Below are 18,356 nucleotides of genomic sequence, written 5' to 3' on the forward strand. Positions count from 1 at the left end.
TCTTTCGGTTCTGTTTTATCCGCCCAGTTCTGTTCTATTCACCAAGCGCGTCGTCGAGCAAGGCGGCAAGCTGGGCGAGATGCTTCGACATCAATCCGGTCGCCGGCGAGGCGGCGGCCGGCCCGCCGGTATAGCGCACCCGCTGGTGCTTGGCGTCGATATGCGCCAGCACCCATTCGAGATACGGATCGATGAACGACCAGGCGCCCATGTTCTTGGGCTCCTCCTGGCACCACACCATCTCGGCATTGCGTAAGCGCGACAGTTCGGTGATCAGCGCCTTGGCCGGGAACGGATAGAGCTGCTCGACGCGCAGCAGGTAGATGTCGTTGATGCCGCGCTTCTCGCGCTCTTCGTAGAGGTCGTAGTAGACCTTGCCCGAACAGAGCACGACACGGCGGATCTTCGAATCCTTGGTGAGCTTGATGGCCTGGCCCGACAGCAGCTGGGCGTCGTCCCACAACAGCCGGTGAAAGGCGCTTTCGCCCGACATTTCCGGCAGCGTCGACACCGCCCGCTTGTGGCGCAGCAGCGACTTCGGCGTCATCAGGATCAGCGGCTTGCGGAAGTCCCGCTTCAATTGCCGGCGCAAGATGTGGAAGTAGTTGGCCGGCGTCGTGACGTTGGCGACCTGCATGTTGTCTTCCGCGCAAAGCTGCAGGAAGCGCTCGAGCCGGGCCGACGAATGCTCCGGCCCCTGGCCTTCATAGCCGTGCGGCAGCAGGCAGACGAGGCCCGACATTCTGAGCCACTTGCGCTCGCCCGACGAGATGAACTGGTCGAATACCACCTGGGCGCCATTGGCGAAGTCGCCGAACTGCGCTTCCCACAGCGTCAGCGCCTTCGGCTCAGCCAGCGAGTAGCCATATTCAAAGCCGAGCACGGCCTCTTCCGACAGCATCGAGTTGATGACCTCGAACCCGGCCTGCGCCGCCGACAGATTGTTGAGCGGGATGTAGCGGGTCTCGTCGCGCTGGTCGTAGAGCACGGAATGGCGCTGCGAGAAGGTGCCGCGCTCCGAATCCTGTCCGGACAGCCGGATCGGATTGCCGTCGAGCAGGATGGCGCCGAAGGCCAGCGCCTCGGCCGTCGACCAGTCGATGCCTTCGCCCGATTCGATCGCCTGGCGGCGGTTGTCGAGGAAGCGGATGATCGTCTTGTGTGCCTCGAAATCCTTCGGCACCTCGGTCAGCTTCTTGCCGATCTCCTTCAGCGTCTTGACCGGTACCGCGGTCTTGCCGCGCCGCTGTTCGTCCTGGTTGTCGGCCGAGCGCAGGCCGGACCAGGCGCCGTCCAGCCAGTCCGCCTTGTTCGGCTTATAGTGCTGGCCGACCTCGAATTCCTGCTCGAGATGCGCCCGCCAGTCGGCCTTCATCTTTTCGAGCTCGGCCTGGCTGATATGGCCTTCGGCGATCAGCCGGTCGGCATAGATCTGCATGGTCGTCTTCTGGTTGCGGATCTTGCGATACATGATCGGCTGGGTGAAGGCCGGCTCATCGCCCTCGTTATGGCCGAAGCGGCGGTAGCAGAACATGTCCACCACGACAGGCTTGTGGAACTTCATGCGGAATTCGATCGCCACCTTGGTGGCATGGACCACGGCTTCCGGATCGTCGCCATTGACGTGGAAGATCGGCGCCTCGATCATCTTGGCCACGTCGGACGGATAGGGCGACGAACGCGAAAAGCGCGGGTTGGTGGTGAAGCCGATCTGGTTGTTGATGATGAAATGCAGCGTGCCGGCGACGCGGTGGCCGCGCAGGCCGGACAAGCCAAGGATTTCGGCAATCACGCCCTGGCCGGCAAAAGCGGCATCGCCATGCAGCAGCAGCGGCAGCACCTTGGCGCGCTCTTCCAGCGGCACGATCTCCTCGCGGCTGCGGCCAAACAGATAATCCTGCTTGGCGCGCGCCTTGCCCATCACCACCGGATCGACGATTTCCAGATGCGATGGGTTGGCGGTCAGCGACAGATGCACCTTGTTGCCGTCGAACTCGCGGTCGGATGAGGCACCGAGATGGTACTTCACGTCGCCCGAGCCTTCGACCTCGTCGGGCGCGGCCGAGCCGCCCTTGAACTCGTGGAAAATGGCGCGGTGCGGCTTGGCCATCACCTGCGACAGCACGTTCAGCCGGCCGCGATGCGCCATGCCGAGCACGATCTCCTTCATGCCGAGCTGGCCGCCGCGCTTGACGATCTGCTCCAGCGCCGGGATCAGCGACTCGCCGCCGTCAAGGCCGAAGCGCTTGGTTCCCTTGTACTTGACGTCGATGAACTGCTCGAAGCCTTCGGCCTCGACCAGCTTTTGCAGGATCGCCTTCTTGCCGGTGGCGGTGAAGGAGATCTCCTTGTCGGCGCCCTCGATGCGCGCCTGGATCCAGGCCTTCTCCTCGGGATCGGAGATATGCATGAATTCGACGCCGAGCGTCGAGCAATAGGTCCGGGTCAGGATGTCGAGCATCTGCCGGATGGTGCCGAATTCCAGCCCGAGCACATTGTCGAGGAAGATCGGCCGGTCGTAATCGGCTTCGGTGAAGCCGTAATTCTCCGGCGACAGCTCGTTATAATCCTCGAGCGGCTTGGCAATGCCGAGCGGATCGAGATTGGCATGCAGGTGGCCGCGCATGCGAAAGGCGCGGATCATCATGATGGCGCGGACGGAATCGCGCGTCGCCTGATGCACGTCGGCGTCGGAAAGCGCTGCGCCGTTGCCGGCTGCTCGGTCCTTGACCTTCTTTTCGATGTGCTTTTCGACCAAGCCCCAATTGCCGTCCAGCGCCGAGACAAGCTCGCCGTTGGCCTGCATCGGCCAGGAGGGCTTGGCCCATGAGGCGCCCTTGGCATTCTTGCGCACGTCGCCAGCGTCGTCCTTCAGCGCCGCGAAAAAGTCCTGCCATTCGGGATCGACCGACGCGGGATCGTCCTCATAAGCGGCATAAAGCGCGTCGATATAGTCGGCATTGCCGCCATAGAGGAAAGAGGTAAGCGAAAACTGGTCGTTGGCCTGATCTTGTCTTGCCATTTTTTTCCGCGGAGCGCCTGCTCCGTCTCCTTTTCAGAGCGAATAGAGAGTAGCGAGTAGGGATTCCCCTGGTTCGCGCCGTTACTCTGTTTTTCCTATTCGCTATTCACTACTCACTTATCCTTTGATCGCCTCGACCAGCGTCGTACCGAGCCGTGCTGGCGACGGCGATACCTTGATGCCGGCCGATTCCATCGCCGCGATCTTGTCTTCCGCGCCGCCCTTGCCGCCCGAGATGACCGCGCCCGCATGGCCCATGGTGCGGCCCGCCGGCGCCGTGCGCCCGGCGATGAAGCCCGCCATCGGCTTGCTGCGGCCACGCTTTGCCTCATCCTTGAGGAACTGCGCGGCGTCTTCCTCGGCCGAGCCGCCGATCTCACCGATCATGATGATCGACTTGGTCTCATCGTCGGCAAGGAACATCTCCAGCACGTCGATGAACTCCGTGCCTTTGACCGGATCGCCGCCAATGCCGACGGCGGTGGTCTGGCCGAGACCGACATTGGTGGTCTGGAACACCGCCTCATAGGTAAGCGTTCCCGAGCGCGAAACAACGCCGACCGAGCCCTTGCGGAAGATGTTGCCGGGCATGATACCGATCTTGCATTGGTCGGGGGTCAGCACGCCGGGGCAGTTCGGCCCGATCAGCCGCGATTTCGAGCGGTCGAGCCTCGCCTTGACCTTGATCATGTCCATCACCGGTATGCCCTCGGTGATGCAGACGATCAGCGGGATCTCGGCCTCGATCGCTTCCAGGATCGCTTCGGCCGCTCCTGCCGGCGGTACGTAGACGACGGAGGCATTGGCACCGGTCTTCGCCTTGCCTTCGGCAACCGTGGAGAAGATCGGCAGCGTCTCGCCCTTCGCGCCGGTCCAGGTCTCGCCGCCCTTCTTGGGGTGGATGCCGCCGACCATTTTCGTGCCGTGATAGGCGAGCGCCTGTTCAGTGTGGAACGTGCCGGTCTTGCCGGTCAGGCCCTGCACCAGCACCTTGGTGTTCTTGTCGACGAGAATGGACATGGTGGTCCTTTTTTAAAAACCGTTGATCGGGGAAGGCCGCGCGCTCATGGTCACAACCGCTTCAGGTCGGCGACGGTGAGGTCGCTTTTGGCGTTGCCGGTGTTGAGCGTCGTCGCCGGCTCGAACATCAGCACGACAGGTTCCTCGCTCAGCGAGCGCGGCCGGTGCTCGACGGCGCGCGGCACGACGATGAACTCGCCGCTGCCAAGTTCCACCGTGCCGTCGCAGAAATCGATGGCGATGCGGCCGCGCAGCACCAGGAACGCCTCGTCCTCATTGTCATGTGCGTGCCAGTCGAAGGCCTCGCCGAACTTGGCGATCTTGACCTGGCTGTCATTCACGTCGCCGGCAATATGCGGATCGAAGACCTTCTTGATCTTCGCATCCGCCGCCTCGACGAGGTTTATCTTGTGTGGAGGCACAGACTCAGCCCTTCACCGCCGCGACAATCTTCTTGGCTGCGTCATCGAGGTCATCGGCCGACACCACGTTCAGCCCGCTGTCGTTGATGATCTTTTTGCCGAGCTCGGCATTGGTCCCTTCCAGCCGCACAACCAGCGGCACTTGCAGGCCGACCTCCTTGACTGCGGCGATGACGCCCTCGGCGATGATGTCGCACTTCATGATGCCGCCGAAGATGTTGATCAGAATGCCTTTGACCGCCGGATCCTTGGTGATGATCTTGAACGCCGCCGTCACTTTTTCCTTAGACGCGCCGCCGCCGACATCGAGGAAGTTGGCCGGCTCGGCGCCGTAGAGCTTGATGATATCCATCGTCGCCATGGCAAGGCCGGCGCCGTTGACCATGCAGCCGATATTACCGTCGAGCGCGACATAGGCGAGGTCGTATTTCGACGCCTCGATCTCCTTCTCGTCCTCTTCGGTGGTGTCGCGCAATTCGAGCACGTCCGGGTGGCGGAACAGCGCATTGTTGTCGAACGACACTTTTGCGTCGAGCACGCGCAGCCGGCCGCTCTTCATGACGATCAGCGGGTTGATCTCGAGCAGGCTCATGTCCTTCTCGACAAATGCCTTGTAGAGGATCGGAAACAGCGTGCCACCATCTTTGGCGGCGTCGCCGTCGAGCCTCAGTGCGGCGTTGAGCGTGTTCACATCGTCGGCCGTCACGCCCTTTTCCGGGTCGATGGCGACGGTGATGATCTTTTCCGGCGTGTCGTGGGCGACCGCCTCGATGTCCATGCCGCCCTCGGTCGAGACGACGAAGGCGACGCGCCCGACCGAGCGGTCGACCAGGATCGACAGATAGAGCTCGCGCTCGATGTCAGCGCCGTCCTCGATGTAGAGCCGGTTGACCTGCTTGCCGGCCGGGCCGGTCTGCTTGGTGACCAGCGTATGGCCGAGCATCTCCTTGGCGTTGGCGACGACCTCGGCCACCGACTTCGCCAGCCTGACGCCGCCCTTCGCATCGGCGCCGAGCTCCTTGAACTTGCCCTTGCCGCGGCCGCCGGCATGGATCTGGCTCTTGACCACATAGAGCGGGCCGGGCAGCGCCTTGGCGGCGGCTTCCGCCTCGCTCGCCTTGAACACCGGCACGCCCTCGGCCACCGGTGCGCCAAAACCTTTCAGCAGCGCCTTGCCCTGATACTCATGGATGTTCATGCGCTATGTCTCCAGCTTGTTTGGCGGGCTTGGTTGCCGGCTTATTTGGCCGCGAGATGCGGAGCGATCTTGACGCAGGCGTCGCACAGACCCTGCACCGCGGCGACCGAACTGTCGAACATCTTCTGTTCGCTTTTCGCCAGTTCGATCTCGATGATACGCTCGACGCCGCCGGCGCCGATCACCACGGGAACGCCGACATAGGTGTTCTTGACGCCATATTGGCCGGAAAGAAAGGCAGCACAGGGCAGCACCCGCTTCTTGTCCTTGAGATAGGCTTCGGCCATGGCGATGGCCGAGGCGGCGGGCGCGTAGAAGGCCGAACCGGTCTTGAGCAGGCCGACGATCTCGGCGCCGCCGTCGCGGGTGCGCTGCACGATCTGGTCGAGCCGCTCCTTCGAGGTCCAGCCCATCTTGATGAGGTCGGGCAGCGGGATGCCGGCAACGGTGGAATAGCGGATCATCGGCACCATGGAATCGCCGTGGCCACCGAGCACGAAGGCGGTGACATCCTCGACCGAGACCTTGAATTCCTCGGCCAGGAAATAACGGAAGCGCGAACTGTCGAGCACGCCGGCCATGCCGACGACGTGGCTCTTCGGCAGGCCGGAAAACTTCTGCAGCGCCCAGACCATGGCGTCGAGCGGATTGGTGATGCAGATGACGAAGGCCTTCGGCGCGTATTTCTTGAGGCCGGCGCCGACCTGCTCCATCACCTTCAGATTGATGCCCAGAAGATCGTCGCGGCTCATGCCGGGCTTGCGCGGCACGCCGGCGGTGACGATGCAGACGTCGGCGCCCTCGATGCCGGCATAGTCGTTGACGCCGGTCAGCCTGGAGTCGAACCCATCGACCGGCGACGACTGCGCGATGTCCAGCCCCTTGCCTTGCGGAATGCCTTCGGCGATATCGAACAGCACGACGTCGCCGAGGTCCTTGAGGCCGACCATGTGAGCGAGGGTGCCGCCGATCATGCCCGAGCCGATGAGCGCTATCTTGTTGCGTGCCATGTCAGGATGTTTTCCCTTTGACTATGACGGCGCCCAAATCCTTGACGATTTGATGACGGCGTCGGAGGAAGAGGCCGGAATGCTGCGGAACCGCGAAATTCGCCGCACGCAATAGCCCCGGCCGTGCAAAAATTCAAACGATTATTTTGGAGTGAGTAATTTCAATCGGTTAGAAACAATGGGACTTACGTAAACGTAAAAGTTCTGAAGCCGGCTAGAGGAATTCTACACAATGGCATCTGAAATCAGAAGGCTATTTCCGGGCGATGACGCCCTTGTGATGCGGGTTGCCGACGAGGTTTTCGATGAGCCGGTCAGGCCGGATCGACTCTCTGCCTATCTCGCGGCGCCCGGCCATTTCATGATCGTGGCCCTCGCCGACGGCGTCGTTATCGGCCAATGCGCCGCGATCGTCCACCGGCACCCGGACAAGGTGAGCGAACTCTACGTAGACGAGGTCGGCGTGGCGCCGGCCTTTCAACGCCAGGGCATTGCGACGAGGATGCTCGACGCCATGTTCGCACTCGGTCGCGAGCATGGTTGTGAGGAGGCCTGGGTCGGCACCGAGCCGGACAATGTTGCTGCTCGCGCACTTTACGAGTCGCGAAAGGTGCCGCATGGGCCGGCGGAGGATTTTGTGATGTATGTTTATCGATTATAGACGCCGCGGGACGGACCCTTTAACGATGGCTGGACAGGTGTGAAGGAGCGCTGCAGATCAGCCTGCTGGGCATCGGGCTCCTAGCCCTAAGCCTGCCGCGCCTCTGTCGATGATCCCCGCGCCTTCTGCCTTTCCACCCAATCCTCCAACCAGTCGTGGCTCTGCATCTCGATCAGCCGCGATGCGGTGCGCTCGAACTCGAAGACCTCGTTGCCGCGCTTGGCCGTATAGAGCTGCGGCGGCGGTGCTGCGGCGCTCATCACCAGCCGCACATGATGATCGTAGAGCGTATCGACCAGCAGGATGAAGCGCTTGGCTTCGTTGCGCTTGCCTTCGCCGAGCACCGGCACATGGTCGATGAAGATGGTCGAGAAACGGCCGGCGATGGCAAGATAGTCACGGGCGCCGAGCGGCCTCTCGCAGAGATCAGCGAAGGAAAACCGCGCCGCCTCGCCGGCAGCACGCGGCACTACGACATGCCGGCCCTTCACCATCAGCATCGTCTCGGCCGTCGGCCTGCCATGCGTCATCACCGCCCAGGCGTCGTCGAGCGCATGGTCGGCGGCGGCATCGGCCGGGGTGACGTAGACCGGCATGCGGCTGAGCTTGTCGAGGCGGTAATCCTTGTCGGCGTCCAGCGCCAGCACCTGCGCGTGGCGCTCCAAGATAGCAACAAACGGCAAGAACAACTGACGGTTCAGGCCGTCAGGGTAGAGCTCCTGCGGCGCGACATTGGAAGTGGCGACCAGCACCACGCCATTGGCAAACAACGCCGAAAACAACCTGGACAGGATCATCGCATCGGCGATGTCGGTGACCGAAAACTCGTCGAAGCACAGCACCCAGGCTTCCTCGGCCAGCGCGCGCGCCACCGGTGGGATCGGATCGTCCTCCTTGGCCGTGCCGTTCTTGCGAGCCTGTCGGTGCTTCTGGATGCGATCCTGCACGTCGGCCATGAAATCGTTGAAATGCACGCGGCGCTTGCGCCGCACCGGCAGCAGCTCGAAGAACATATCCATCAGCATGGTTTTGCCGCGGCCGACGCCGCCATGGATGTAGAGGCCCTTGACTGCCTCGTGCACTTCGCGCTTGCGGGCGAACAGCCACCCAAGTGCGCTTGATTTATGCGCCAGCCGCTTTGCCGATATTTCGTCGATCAGCCGGTCGAGCGCAGCGGCGATCCGCTCCTGCGCCGGGTCGCGCCCGATGGCGCCCGTCTCGACCAGATGGTCGTAGCGCTGCTTGACGGTCGCATGGGTCTGGAGGCCGTCACGCAGATGCATCGGTCACGTCGTTCTGCAGCAATTCCAGGAAAGTGTATAACGGTTTTCCGTCCGGAATTGCGTAACAATAGGGGCGGTTCGATTACCTTGTAAGCGAGATCGGCAGGCCGTTGGAAGTCTGGCCGTCGAATTTCTCGCCGCCCGAGGAATACAGCCGTGCCAGCGTGCCGCCGTTCTCGTCAAAGAGCGTCAGCTGTTTGCCGGCGACGTTCCAGGATTTGATGCCGTCGAGCGGCGCCGGGCAATGCAGCGGTCCGGCGCGATAGCCCGAGCCGAATTTGGTCTGCGGCGTCGCCACCTGACAGCTCTGGCCGGACACGCTTGCCTTCCACACGCCGGCGACGCTGGAGGCGGTCAGGTCGGCAGCGCCGGCCGGCGCCGTCCCGTCGGGCGGCAACGAGGCGACCTGGGTGTTCTGCGGCGCGGTTGGAAATTTCGACGGATCGGCCGGGCCGGGTGTCGCCGGGGGCGGCAGCTGGTTTGCAGTCACCTTGCCGGCGGGCGCAGCTTCCAGCGGCGCCGGCTGCTGCTCGTCCATTGATGAGAACCGCGAGGTTGAACAGCCGCTCGCAACGAGCGCGGCCAGCGATACGGCCAGCAGGCCGGTTTTCGAAAATCTCATTCTTCAACCTCCGTCGGATCCGGCTGGGGGGTGCCGTCCGCGCAATGTCCCTCTCACCAAGATGGAGAAGGTGGCGAAATTTCAACCCGATATGGTTAAAATACGGTTTGCGCCGCTAATGTTGCAAATTTATCGCAAAATGCACATTGCCTGGCTGATACCTCCGGGTCGGTGCGATACGGCGCGCCGGCTCCAAATCCTTGACGTTCACCTCAAATGCTTGCGCCAGCTGGCTCCGGCATTATCTCTTGGCGATCAGCAAACTGCAGGGAGCCGATTTCTTGGCCGCGAGAAAGAGAGCCGCCAACCGCTATTACAGCGGCCCGCCCAGCGATCATTTCGACGGCACCTTGTTCTTCAATCCCGACGGCCGGCCGCCGGGTCGCTTTGCCGATCTGTTGAAATGGCAATTGAGCGGCGAGCGCTCGAAATGGCCGGCGGCGAATCCGAGTCCGTTTCCACCGGCAAGACCGGTCGAGCGGATCGATGGTGCAGCGCTCCGCCTCACCATGGTCGGCCATTCCTCGCTGCTCGTCCAGACAGCCGGCCTGAACATCCTTACCGATCCGGTCTGGTCGCGGCGTGTCTCGCCGCTCTCGTTCGCCGGGCCGAAACGCGTCAATCCGCCGGGCATCGCCTTTTCCCATCTGCCGCCGATCGACCTCGTGCTGGTCAGCCACAACCATTACGACCATCTCGACCTCGCCACGCTGAAGCGCCTGAAGGCAACGCACGACCCGCTACTGCTGACGCCGCTCGGCAACGACGCCATCATCGGCGCTGCCGTTCCCGGTATGCGGCTTTCCGCGCATGACTGGGGCGATCGGGTCGATATCGGCGATGACGTCGCCGTGCATGTCGAGCCGGTGCACCACTGGTCGGCCCGCGGTACTCGCGACCGGCGCATGGCGCTGTGGGCGGGTTTCGTCGTCGAAACGCCAAGTGCAAAGATCTATTTTGCCGGCGATACCGGCTTCCACGGCGGTATCAACTACCGGCTGATGGCTGAAAAGCATGGCGGCTTCCGCCTCGCCATCCTGCCGATCGGCGCCTACGAGCCGCGCTGGTTCATGGCGCCGCATCACCAGGATCCGGAGGAGGCGGTGCAAGGCATGCTTTTGTGCAACGCTGGCTATGCCGCCGGCTGCCACTGGGGCACATTCCGGCTCACCAACGAGCCGATCGACGAGCCGGCCAGAAAGCTCGGCGAAGCGCTTGGAGCCGCCGGTCTGCCGCGGGATCGTTTCCGTGCCTTGCAGCCGGGCGAAGTCTGGGACGTGCCAGAGGTTTAGCGCGGCGGCTGGCCTGACGGCGAAGGCGGCTGCAAAGCTTCCATATGCCTGGCTATATGGGCGGCGTCGCGGCCCACATATGAAAGAAGGCCGGAGCCGAAGGTATGCATCCAATGAAGGCCAAGAAAGTACAGGCCGGGAAAGGCTGTCACGCCACGCTGTTGAATAGGTGCGTTGCGCGAATCGAAAATTGGTAAATCGATCCAGTTATAGTCGAAGCGATATCCCGTTCCCCAGATGACCGAGCCGACGTTCTCGCCGGAGATATCCACTGACCGGGCGCCGCCGACTTCCGCCAGGATTGGCGTTGCTGAGCGTTCATTGCCATCGCTGATGTGGTCCGCGACTTCAGGTTTCTCTGCCAGCGCCTCTGCCGCGGAGACAAAATCGTCATAGGACCTATCGGCTTCAGCCAATATCTGCGAGGCATCCCCGGCCACCAACAGTTTTCCATCGGCGCATCCGAGCACACGTCCCAGCACCACTCCACCATCGCGTGCAAAACGGCGGACGTTCATATCGTAACCGCCGTTGACACCGGTTACGACGGTCGAGGGGGGATACCGCCGCTCCGGGAAACTATCGATAGTGATCTCGAAACGTCCCATTTTGTCGAACCACCACAAAACATCCTGGCCGCGATAGCGCCGCGGCACCCGACGATGCGGACTGACCGAAAGATAGACATCGCGCCCGGATTGCTGGAGTTCATCCGCAATCTGGCTGCCGGATGCACCACTGCCCACCACCAGCACCACTCCGGGGGGAAGCTCGTCGGGGTTGCGGTACCTCGAAGCGTGAACCTGGTAAACGGATCGAGGCAAATCCTTGGCCGCCGCCGGTACCATCGAACGCTGGAAAGGGCCCGTCGCCACAACGACATTGCGGGCCGTCATGCTGCCGGCGTTTGTCTCCAACGCATAATCGCCGGTATCCCTGTGTCGGAGCTTCGTGACCTCCACACCCTCGCGAACCGGAGCTGCAATTTTTGCCGCATAGTGCTCGATGAACCGCGTGATGGCGGTGTGGTGGGCGAATCCTTCCGGTTCAGGGTCCTGATAAGAAACCCCAGGAAGCTCTATTGCCTGGTTGATGAATTGAAACCGAAGCGAATCCCAACGCTCAGTCCGCCAGCGTCCGGCAATACGCGCGCGTTCCAACACGACATGCTCACGTTCATGTTGGTGAAGATAGTAACTCATGGCGAGCCCCGCCTGGCCGCCACCAATAATGATCGTGTCCCAACGCTCAGTCATTGGAAAACTCTATCGCCGGCCCGCCAAACACGTCGTCAGCTTACGGTCTCGGTGCGGTGAAGATCATGGGTAAGACGAAAAAACGGATCCAAGATTGCTTAGCAGCGAAATATCCATTCCCGGACGTCAAATCGACACAACGGTAGCGTTCATTCAACACCATGACAACATTGCATCCGTAGCTGCATATCACAGCCAGGTCCTCGACCCGCCCAGCCACCGCAGGGAACCCAAGCCCTCGCAGAAGCGTTTGTAGGTGTTCAAACCTGCCGGCTGCGAGGTGTCTCTCATGATCAGGTGGATCATCATTCTTTTGATTATCGCGGCCGCGGCAAGCCTGCTCGGCATGCCGGCACTGGCTGGAGCCGCCGCAACCGGCGCCCGCATCCTCATCGGCATCGTGCTGATCATCTTCCTGCTGATCGTGCTTGGCGTATTCGCGGTGACCTGAAAAGCATGCCGCACTGGTAATTTCGGCCGGTATCCGCCATATAGGCGCCAAATCGGCAAGAGACCTTTCGATCCATGGCAAGCGCGGCCCCTTTCGCCAAGATGAACGGTATCGGCAACGAAATCATCGTTGCCGATATGCGTGGCCGTGCCGATCGCGTAACGCCTGCGGCAGCCGTCGCGCTTAATGCCGACGCCGCGACCAGGTTCGACCAGATCATGGCGATCCACGATCCCAGGACGCCGGGCACCGCCTTTTTCATCGACATCTTGAATTCCGACGGAACCAGTGCGCAAGCCTGCGGCAACGGCATGCGCTGTGTCGTCCAGGCGCTCGCCGCCGAGACGGGCCAGAAGACATTTGCCTTTGAAACAGTCGCCGGCATCCTCAATGCCGAGGAACATGCCGACGGAATGATCTCGGTCGACATGGGCAAGCCGCGCTTTGGCTGGCGGGACATCCCGCTGGCCGAGGAGTTTCGCGACACCCGCATGATCGAACTGCAGATCGGCCCGATCGATGCGCCGGTACTGCATTCGCCGTCGGTCGTCTCGATGGGCAATCCGCACGCCATCTTCTGGGTCGACCGCGACGTCCGGTCCTATGAACTCGAGCGCTTCGGCCCGCTGCTCGAAAACCACCCGATCTTCCCTGAGCGCGCCAACGTCACCATCGCGCAAGTGACTTCGCCGGAGACCATGGCCATCCGCACCTGGGAGCGCGGCGCCGGACTGACCAAGGCCTGCGGCTCGGCTGCTTGCGCCGCCGTGGTCGCCGCGGCCCGCACCCGGCGCACCGGCCGCAGCGTCACGCTGATGACGCCCGGCGGCGGCTCGCTGCACGTCCTGTGGCGCGACGACGACCACGTCATCCTGACCGGTGCCGCCGAATGGGAATTTTCCGGCAGCTTCGATCCGTCGACCGGGGCGTGGGCGCGCGACACCGAAAGCGCCGCCTGATGGCTCCTCGTGGCAACAGGGGTATCGACGTCGTCACCTTCGGCTGCCGGCTGAACACCTATGAATCCGAGGTGATGCGGCGTGAAGCCGAAAGTGCGGGCCTCGGCGGGCTCGAAGGCGGCGCTATCATCTTCAACACCTGCGCCGTCACCGGCGAGGCGGTGCGCCAGGCCAAGCAGTCGATCAGAAAAGCCCGCCGTGAGAACCCGGCCGCCCGCATCATCGTCACCGGCTGCGCCGCGCAGACCGGCCCGAAGGATTTCGTCGCCATGGACGAGGTCGATCTCGTCCTCGGCAATGAGGAGAAGCTGAAGGCGCATTCATATCGCGCGCTGCCGGATTTCGGCGTCAACGACACCGAAAAGGCGCGCGTCAACGATATCTTTTCGGTGCGCGAAACGGCCACCCACATGGTCGACGCCATCGAGGGCCGGGCGCGCGCTTTTGTCCAGGTGCAGAACGGCTGCGACCACCGCTGCACCTTCTGCATCATTCCCTACGGTCGCGGAAATTCGCGCTCGGTCCCGATGGGCGCCGTGGTTGAGCAGGTCAAGCGACTCGCCGGCAATGGTTATGCCGAGATCGTGCTGACGGGCGTCGACATGACCAGTTTTGGCGCCGATCTGCCGGGCGCACCGAAGCTCGGCAAATTGGTCAAGACCATCCTGAAGCAGGTGCCAGACGTGAAACGCCTGCGGCTTTCTTCCATCGATTCGATCGAGGCCGACGACGATCTGCTGGACGCCATCGCCACCGAGCCGAGGCTGATGCCGCATCTGCACCTGTCGCTGCAATCGGGTGACGACATGATCCTGAAGCGGATGAAGCGCCGGCACAGCCGCGACCAGTCGATCCGCTTTTGCGAGGATGTGCGCAAACTGCGCCACGGCATCGTTTTCGGCGCCGACATCATCGCCGGCTTCCCGACGGAGACGGATGCCATGTTCGAAAACTCGCTGGAGATCGTCGAGGAATGCGGCCTGACGCATCTCCATGTCTTCCCGTTTTCGCCGCGCCAGGGCACGCCCGCCGCGCGCATGCCGCAGCTTCGCCGCGAAATGGTCAAGCAGCGCGCCGCACGGTTGCGCGCCGCCGGCGAGGTCGCCTACCGCCGTCACCTTTCCTCGCTCGCTGGCACACGCCAGTCGATCCTGGTCGAGCGCGATGGGCTCGGCCGCACCGAAGGGTTTACGCTGGCCGTGTTGTCAGCCGGGGCGCCGGGCGACATCGTCGAGGCTGATATCGCCGGCAATGACGGTATCAGACTGATCGCCGCGCCGCTTGCCGCCCGCGCCGCCTGAGAGCGCAAGACATGGCCGGGTTTTTCAAGAAGATATTTTCGTTCGGCAAGAAGGAAGTTGTCGAGGAGCGGCCCGACGAGACCGCACCGCTGCCGCCGATCAAATGGGACGAACTGGAGGCGCTGAAGCCGGCGGCCGAGCAGGCCGTCCCGGAGTTTTTGAAACGCGAAGAGTCGCGGCCCGAGGCAGACACTGCGCCTCCGCCGTCTGTCGAGACGGAAGCGCCGCCCGCGCCGCAGCCACCGCTCGAACCCGCACCAACCATTCCGCCCGAGCCAGAGATCCAGCCGGAGTCGGAAACGCCTGCTGAGGAGCCGGAAGAAATCCCGGCCGAGCTTGTTATTCCCGAGCCGGAGCAGCCGGAGATTGTCCAGACTGAGCCTCGGTCATCGGAAGCTGGCGCTGCCCCTCATCCGCCTGCCGGCACCTTCTCCCCGTATGGTGACGGGGAGAAGGGGGCTGATCGGCAGGCCGAGCCTCCTTTTGAAAGCGATGAAGAAGAAGCTGCAACGCTGACGTCCCCCTCTCTCCGTCCTTCACGGGGGTCCGGAGGACCGGCGAGACAAGCGGCTCGCCCCGGAACGGGAAAGGGTGAGGGGCAGCGCGAACCTCTGCAAGATACCGCACCGCCCGCCGAGAGCCCCTCCGCAGCGCCCGAAGCGCCGCCGGCCGAAATCCCGCCTCCGCTCCGCCAGCCCGCCCCGGTCGAAACGAAACCGGTCTTGACCGAGATTGCGCCCGAACCAGAGGCCATTCCGCAACCATCGCCGGAGCCAAAACCTGCCCCCGGCAAGGTGACCGTAACCAAGAAGGTCGAGCAGAAGGCCGAGCCGCAAAGAGCGCCCGAACCGGCGCCGAGGCGCTCCTGGTTCCAGCGCATGCGAGACGGGCTTGCCCGCTCTTCCAGGGAGTTGTCCGGCAACATCGCCGGCGTCTTCACCAAGCGCAAGCTCGACGAGGACACGCTGCAGGACCTGGAGGATGTGCTGATCCGCGCCGATCTCGGCATGGAGACGGCTTTGCGCGTTACCGACGCGCTCTCCGCCAGCCGCTACGGCAAGGATGTCTCCGAGACGGAAGTCCGCGCCATCATGGCGGCGGAGGTGGAGAAGGTGCTGACCCATGTCGCCATGCCGCTGGAACTCGACCTCAGCCACAAGCCGCATGTCATCCTGGTCGTCGGCGTCAACGGCACGGGGAAAACCACGACCATCGGCAAGCTCGCCGCAAAGCTGACCGATGGCGGCCTCTCGGTGATGCTCGCCGCCGGCGACACTTTCCGCGCCGCCGCGATCGAGCAGTTGAAGATCTGGGGCGAGCGCACCAACTCGCCGGTCATTGCCTCGAAGCTCGGCGCCGACGCCGCCGGCCTCGCTTACGACGCCTTCGAGCGGGCGAAGGAGGCCGGCTCCGACGTGCTGATCATCGACACCGCCGGGCGGCTGCAGAACAAGACCGAACTGATGGCGGAACTGGAAAAGATCGTCCGCGTGCTGGGCAAGCTCGATCCGGAAGCGCCGCACACCGTGCTGCAGACGGTCGATGCCACCACCGGCCAGAATGCGCTCAACCAGGTCGAGATCTTCCGCAATGTCGCCGGCGTCAACGGCCTGGTGATGACCAAGCTGGACGGCACGGCGCGCGGCGGTATTCTGGTGGCGATCGCGGCAAAGCACAAATTGCCGGTCTACTTCATCGGCGTCGGCGAACAGGTCGACGACCTCGAACCCTTTTCCGCAAGCGAGTTCGCCAGGGCGATCGCTGGCGTGGCTTGACGAGCATGATCCCGAAAAGTTGCAGACTTTTTGGATTGGATCGTGCGTAAGAAGGATCCCATGAACCCACCCATCCTCGAACGCGACCTGTCCGATCCGCGACGCAAGGCGTTGAACTCCGGCCTGAAATTCCTGCTCGAACTCGGGCCTGGTCTGGTGTTCTTTTTCACCACCATCCGCGGCGCGTGGCTTGTCGGGAAATTCCCGATCCTCAGCCATATCGGCGAGCCTATCCTGATTGCCACAGCGTTCTTTATGGTGGCGACGGCGCTGTCGCTCAGCGTTTCGTGGATTTTGACGCGCAGCTGGCCGATCATGCCGCTGGTCTCGGCCATCGTCGTGTTTGTGTTTGGTGCGCTGGCGCTGTGGCTGCAGGACAAGACCTTCGCTTTCATGAAGCCGACAATCATCAACAGCCTGTTCGGCATCACGCTGCTTGGCGGGTTGGCGTTTGGCAGATCGCTGTTGGGCTATGTCTTTGATTCCGCCTTCAATCTCGACGCCGAAGGCTGGCGCAAGCTCACTTTCCGATGGGGGCTTTTCTTCCTTTTTCTGGCTGTGCTGAACGAGGTCGTGTGGCGCAATTTTTCTGAGGAAACCTGGCTTTATTTCAAGGTCTGGGGCACGATTCCCATTACCCTTGTCTTCACGTTAAGCCAAATGCCGTTGATCCTGCGCCACTCGCTCGAGGACAAGGCCGCCAAGGAAGAGAAAGCCGGCAAATAGAGCAATTCCAAGAAAAGTGTGTAGCGGTTTTCCGGGGAAAAGCGCGTAGCGCTTTCCCTAGGGAATTGCGTCAGAATAGGAGGAGAGGGGCATGGAATTCATCACCACGCGCGACGAGTTGAGGACGATCTACAAGACGCCTCGGCCGACCGACGGTTCGATCCGCAAGGAACTGAAGGCATTGGACGGCCACTGCCGTTCCTTCATCGGCAAGGGCCCCTTCGTGCTGATCGGCTCGTCCGACGGCGCCGGCAATGCCGATGTGACGCCGAAGGGCGACAGGCCGGGCTTCGTAACAGTGCTTGACGAGAAGACCATCGCCATCCCCGACCGGCCCGGCAACAACCGGCTCGACACGCTGGAGAACATCCTTCTCAATCCCTCGATCGGGCTGCTCTTCCTCATTCCCGGCATGAACGAAACGCTGCGTGTCAATGGCGATGCCCGCATCACCGTCGATGCGTCATTGCGTGAGCGGCTGGCGGTCGACGGCAAGGCACCGCAAAGCGTCGTCGTGGTGACGGTCAAGGCCGCCTACATGCATTGCGCCAAGGCCTTCATGCGCTCCGAATTGTGGAAGCCGGAGAGCTGGTACGACCGCGCGACGCTGCCGACGCTCGGCCAGATCCTGCGCGACCAGTTGGCGCTCGCCGATTCGGCCGAGGCGACCGACCGCTGGCTGGACGAGGAATACAGAGAGACCATGTGGTAGTGTGCCCGGCGACGAATCGCTCGAGCCGGTCTCCATTTCCTTGCTCAACATCCTCGCCATCTCTGGCAGCCTGCGCGCCGCCTCGACCAATTCGGCCCTGGTCGCGGCACTCGCGCAAAACGCGCTGCCGGACTGTCACGTCGCCGTCTACGATGGGCTTGGGCGGCTGCCGATCTTCAACCCCGACGACGAAGGCGAGCGAACGCCACCGCAAGCAGCGGCGCTGATCGACGCGGTCACCGCCGCTGACGGCGTCATCGTCTCCTGCCCGGAATATGCCCATGGTGTGCCAGGCGGCCTGAAGAACGCGCTCGACTGGCTGGTGTCGCGCGATGCAGCCGTCGGCAAACCGGCCATGCTGGTACATGCCTCGCCGCGCTCGCTGTTTGCCCGCGCCGCACTTGCCGAGATCATGCGGACAATGTCTTTCGCGCTCTATGAGGAAGCAGCGCTCGAAATCGCGTTGCTCGGCAAGAAGCCGCCGGAGGTGGAGAAAATCCTGGCGGAACCGGAAAACCGGCTGGCGATGCGCAGCGCCGTTTCGGCCTTCGCGGGCTTCATCCGCTCGCGTTAAGTGGCGGCCATCGTGCTGTCGTATCCCAGGGCAGAGCGAACGCGAAGCGAGCGTCGGCGATCCTTCGCGCCC

The 18,356-nt window shown here is 62.9% G+C and carries 17 protein-coding genes; 9 read left to right on the forward strand and 8 right to left on the reverse strand.

Annotated features, from left to right (window positions below):
* Positions 1–34: 34 nt before the first annotated feature.
* The 5 genes from NKH43_RS20670 to mdh all read right to left on the reverse strand — a co-directional run bounded on the left by NKH43_RS20670 (position 35) and on the right by mdh (position 6,672).
* The gene (locus tag NKH43_RS20670) at positions 35–3,022 is read right to left on the reverse strand and encodes a 2-oxoglutarate dehydrogenase E1 component (RefSeq protein ID WP_352859617.1); all 2,988 of its coding nucleotides are present in this window, start codon (positions 3,020–3,022) and stop codon (positions 35–37) included.
* A 117-nt stretch (positions 3,023–3,139) separates the two neighbouring features.
* Positions 3,140–4,042: a succinate--CoA ligase subunit alpha gene (gene sucD / locus NKH43_RS20675; protein ID WP_352859619.1), complete on the reverse strand. Its 903-nt coding sequence runs from the start codon at positions 4,040–4,042 to the stop codon at positions 3,140–3,142.
* 50 nt (positions 4,043–4,092) lie between these two features.
* Positions 4,093–4,464 carry a cupin domain-containing protein gene (locus tag NKH43_RS20680; RefSeq protein WP_352859621.1) on the reverse strand — a complete coding sequence of 124 codons (372 nt, stop codon included), beginning with the start codon at positions 4,462–4,464 and terminating at the stop codon, positions 4,093–4,095.
* A gap of 4 nt (positions 4,465–4,468) precedes the next feature.
* Positions 4,469–5,662, reverse strand: coding sequence for an ADP-forming succinate--CoA ligase subunit beta (gene sucC / locus NKH43_RS20685; RefSeq protein ID WP_352859623.1), 1,194 nt, complete (start codon positions 5,660–5,662; stop codon positions 4,469–4,471).
* 41 nt (positions 5,663–5,703) lie between these two features.
* Positions 5,704–6,672 carry a malate dehydrogenase gene (mdh, locus tag NKH43_RS20690; protein WP_023723107.1) on the reverse strand — a complete coding sequence of 323 codons (969 nt, stop codon included), beginning with the start codon at positions 6,670–6,672 and terminating at the stop codon, positions 5,704–5,706.
* A gap of 232 nt (positions 6,673–6,904) precedes the next feature.
* Here mdh and NKH43_RS20695 point away from each other — a divergent pair, with 232 nt between their 5' ends.
* On the forward strand, positions 6,905–7,333 hold the full coding sequence (locus NKH43_RS20695) for a GNAT family N-acetyltransferase (RefSeq protein WP_352859625.1): 429 nt from the start codon (positions 6,905–6,907) through the stop codon (positions 7,331–7,333).
* A gap of 86 nt (positions 7,334–7,419) precedes the next feature.
* On the opposite strand, the gene zapE is transcribed toward NKH43_RS20695, so the two are convergent.
* Both zapE and NKH43_RS20705 read right to left on the reverse strand, forming a co-directional pair.
* On the reverse strand, positions 7,420–8,616 hold the full coding sequence (gene zapE, locus NKH43_RS20700) for a cell division protein ZapE (RefSeq protein WP_023723104.1): 1,197 nt from the start codon (positions 8,614–8,616) through the stop codon (positions 7,420–7,422).
* An 82-nt stretch (positions 8,617–8,698) separates the two neighbouring features.
* The gene (locus NKH43_RS20705; protein WP_023723103.1) at positions 8,699–9,238 is read right to left on the reverse strand and encodes a protease inhibitor Inh/omp19 family protein; all 540 of its coding nucleotides are present in this window, start codon (positions 9,236–9,238) and stop codon (positions 8,699–8,701) included.
* Positions 9,239–9,519: 281 nt separating this feature from the next.
* Here NKH43_RS20705 and NKH43_RS20710 point away from each other — a divergent pair, with 281 nt between their 5' ends.
* A complete protein-coding gene (locus NKH43_RS20710) occupies positions 9,520–10,530 on the forward strand; it encodes an MBL fold metallo-hydrolase (RefSeq protein ID WP_352859626.1) in 1,011 nt (336 codons plus the stop codon).
* Here the strand turns inward: NKH43_RS20710 and NKH43_RS20715 are convergent.
* On the reverse strand, positions 10,527–11,786 hold the full coding sequence (locus NKH43_RS20715) for a flavin-containing monooxygenase (protein WP_352588015.1): 1,260 nt from the start codon (positions 11,784–11,786) through the stop codon (positions 10,527–10,529). The two genes, NKH43_RS20710 and NKH43_RS20715, sit on opposite strands and share 4 nt — an antisense overlap.
* A gap of 289 nt (positions 11,787–12,075) precedes the next feature.
* Between NKH43_RS20715 and NKH43_RS20720 the strand changes: the two genes are divergently transcribed.
* The 7 genes from NKH43_RS20720 (at position 12,076) to NKH43_RS20750 (ending at position 18,284) form a co-directional block, all read left to right on the forward strand.
* The gene (locus NKH43_RS20720; RefSeq protein ID WP_031195454.1) at positions 12,076–12,237 is read left to right on the forward strand and encodes a DUF1328 family protein; all 162 of its coding nucleotides are present in this window, start codon (positions 12,076–12,078) and stop codon (positions 12,235–12,237) included.
* 74 nt (positions 12,238–12,311) lie between these two features.
* Positions 12,312–13,196, forward strand: a complete 885-nt coding sequence (dapF, locus tag NKH43_RS20725) for a diaminopimelate epimerase (RefSeq protein ID WP_352481057.1) — start codon at positions 12,312–12,314, stop codon at positions 13,194–13,196.
* The gene (mtaB, locus tag NKH43_RS20730; RefSeq protein WP_352494045.1) at positions 13,196–14,497 is read left to right on the forward strand and encodes a tRNA (N(6)-L-threonylcarbamoyladenosine(37)-C(2))-methylthiotransferase MtaB; all 1,302 of its coding nucleotides are present in this window, start codon (positions 13,196–13,198) and stop codon (positions 14,495–14,497) included. Before dapF ends, mtaB begins: the two co-directional genes overlap by 1 nt.
* An 11-nt stretch (positions 14,498–14,508) precedes the next feature.
* Positions 14,509–16,272 carry a signal recognition particle-docking protein FtsY gene (gene ftsY / locus NKH43_RS20735; protein WP_352494044.1) on the forward strand — a complete coding sequence of 588 codons (1,764 nt, stop codon included), beginning with the start codon at positions 14,509–14,511 and terminating at the stop codon, positions 16,270–16,272.
* Positions 16,273–16,332: 60 nt separating this feature from the next.
* The gene (locus NKH43_RS20740; protein ID WP_023721875.1) at positions 16,333–16,998 is read left to right on the forward strand and encodes a septation protein A; all 666 of its coding nucleotides are present in this window, start codon (positions 16,333–16,335) and stop codon (positions 16,996–16,998) included.
* Between the two features lie 91 nt (positions 16,999–17,089).
* A complete protein-coding gene (locus tag NKH43_RS20745) occupies positions 17,090–17,710 on the forward strand; it encodes a pyridoxamine 5'-phosphate oxidase family protein (protein ID WP_352859629.1) in 621 nt (206 codons plus the stop codon).
* 40 nt (positions 17,711–17,750) lie between these two features.
* Positions 17,751–18,284 carry an NADPH-dependent FMN reductase gene (locus tag NKH43_RS20750; RefSeq protein WP_352481121.1) on the forward strand — a complete coding sequence of 178 codons (534 nt, stop codon included), beginning with the start codon at positions 17,751–17,753 and terminating at the stop codon, positions 18,282–18,284.
* The last annotated feature ends 72 nt before the right edge of the window (positions 18,285–18,356 follow it).

The sequence above is a fragment of the Mesorhizobium sp. M1163 genome (assembly GCF_040318415.1).
Taxonomy (GTDB): Bacteria; Pseudomonadota; Alphaproteobacteria; order Rhizobiales; family Rhizobiaceae; genus Mesorhizobium.

Excerpts from the sequence above, each read along its gene's own strand:
- zapE (WP_023723104.1), bottom strand. The coding sequence starts at position 8,616 with ATGCATCTGCGTGACGGCCTCCAGACCCATGCGACCGTCAAGCAGCGC.
- NKH43_RS20720 (WP_031195454.1), top strand. The coding sequence starts at position 12,076 with ATGATCAGGTGGATCATCATTCTTTTGATTATCGCGGCCGCGGCAAGC.
- NKH43_RS20695 (WP_352859625.1), top strand. The coding sequence starts at position 6,905 with ATGGCATCTGAAATCAGAAGGCTATTTCCGGGCGATGACGCCCTTGTG.
- sucD (WP_352859619.1), bottom strand. The coding sequence starts at position 4,042 with ATGTCCATTCTCGTCGACAAGAACACCAAGGTGCTGGTGCAGGGCCTG.
- mtaB (WP_352494045.1), top strand. The coding sequence starts at position 13,196 with ATGGCTCCTCGTGGCAACAGGGGTATCGACGTCGTCACCTTCGGCTGC.
- NKH43_RS20670 (WP_352859617.1), bottom strand. The coding sequence starts at position 3,022 with ATGGCAAGACAAGATCAGGCCAACGACCAGTTTTCGCTTACCTCTTTC.
- NKH43_RS20715 (WP_352588015.1), bottom strand. The coding sequence starts at position 11,786 with ATGACTGAGCGTTGGGACACGATCATTATTGGTGGCGGCCAGGCGGGG.
- NKH43_RS20740 (WP_023721875.1), top strand. The coding sequence starts at position 16,333 with ATGAACCCACCCATCCTCGAACGCGACCTGTCCGATCCGCGACGCAAG.
- ftsY (WP_352494044.1), top strand. The coding sequence starts at position 14,509 with ATGGCCGGGTTTTTCAAGAAGATATTTTCGTTCGGCAAGAAGGAAGTT.
- NKH43_RS20745 (WP_352859629.1), top strand. The coding sequence starts at position 17,090 with ATGGAATTCATCACCACGCGCGACGAGTTGAGGACGATCTACAAGACG.
- dapF (WP_352481057.1), top strand. The coding sequence starts at position 12,312 with ATGGCAAGCGCGGCCCCTTTCGCCAAGATGAACGGTATCGGCAACGAA.
- sucC (WP_352859623.1), bottom strand. The coding sequence starts at position 5,662 with ATGAACATCCATGAGTATCAGGGCAAGGCGCTGCTGAAAGGTTTTGGC.
- mdh (WP_023723107.1), bottom strand. The coding sequence starts at position 6,672 with ATGGCACGCAACAAGATAGCGCTCATCGGCTCGGGCATGATCGGCGGC.
- NKH43_RS20705 (WP_023723103.1), bottom strand. The coding sequence starts at position 9,238 with ATGAGATTTTCGAAAACCGGCCTGCTGGCCGTATCGCTGGCCGCGCTC.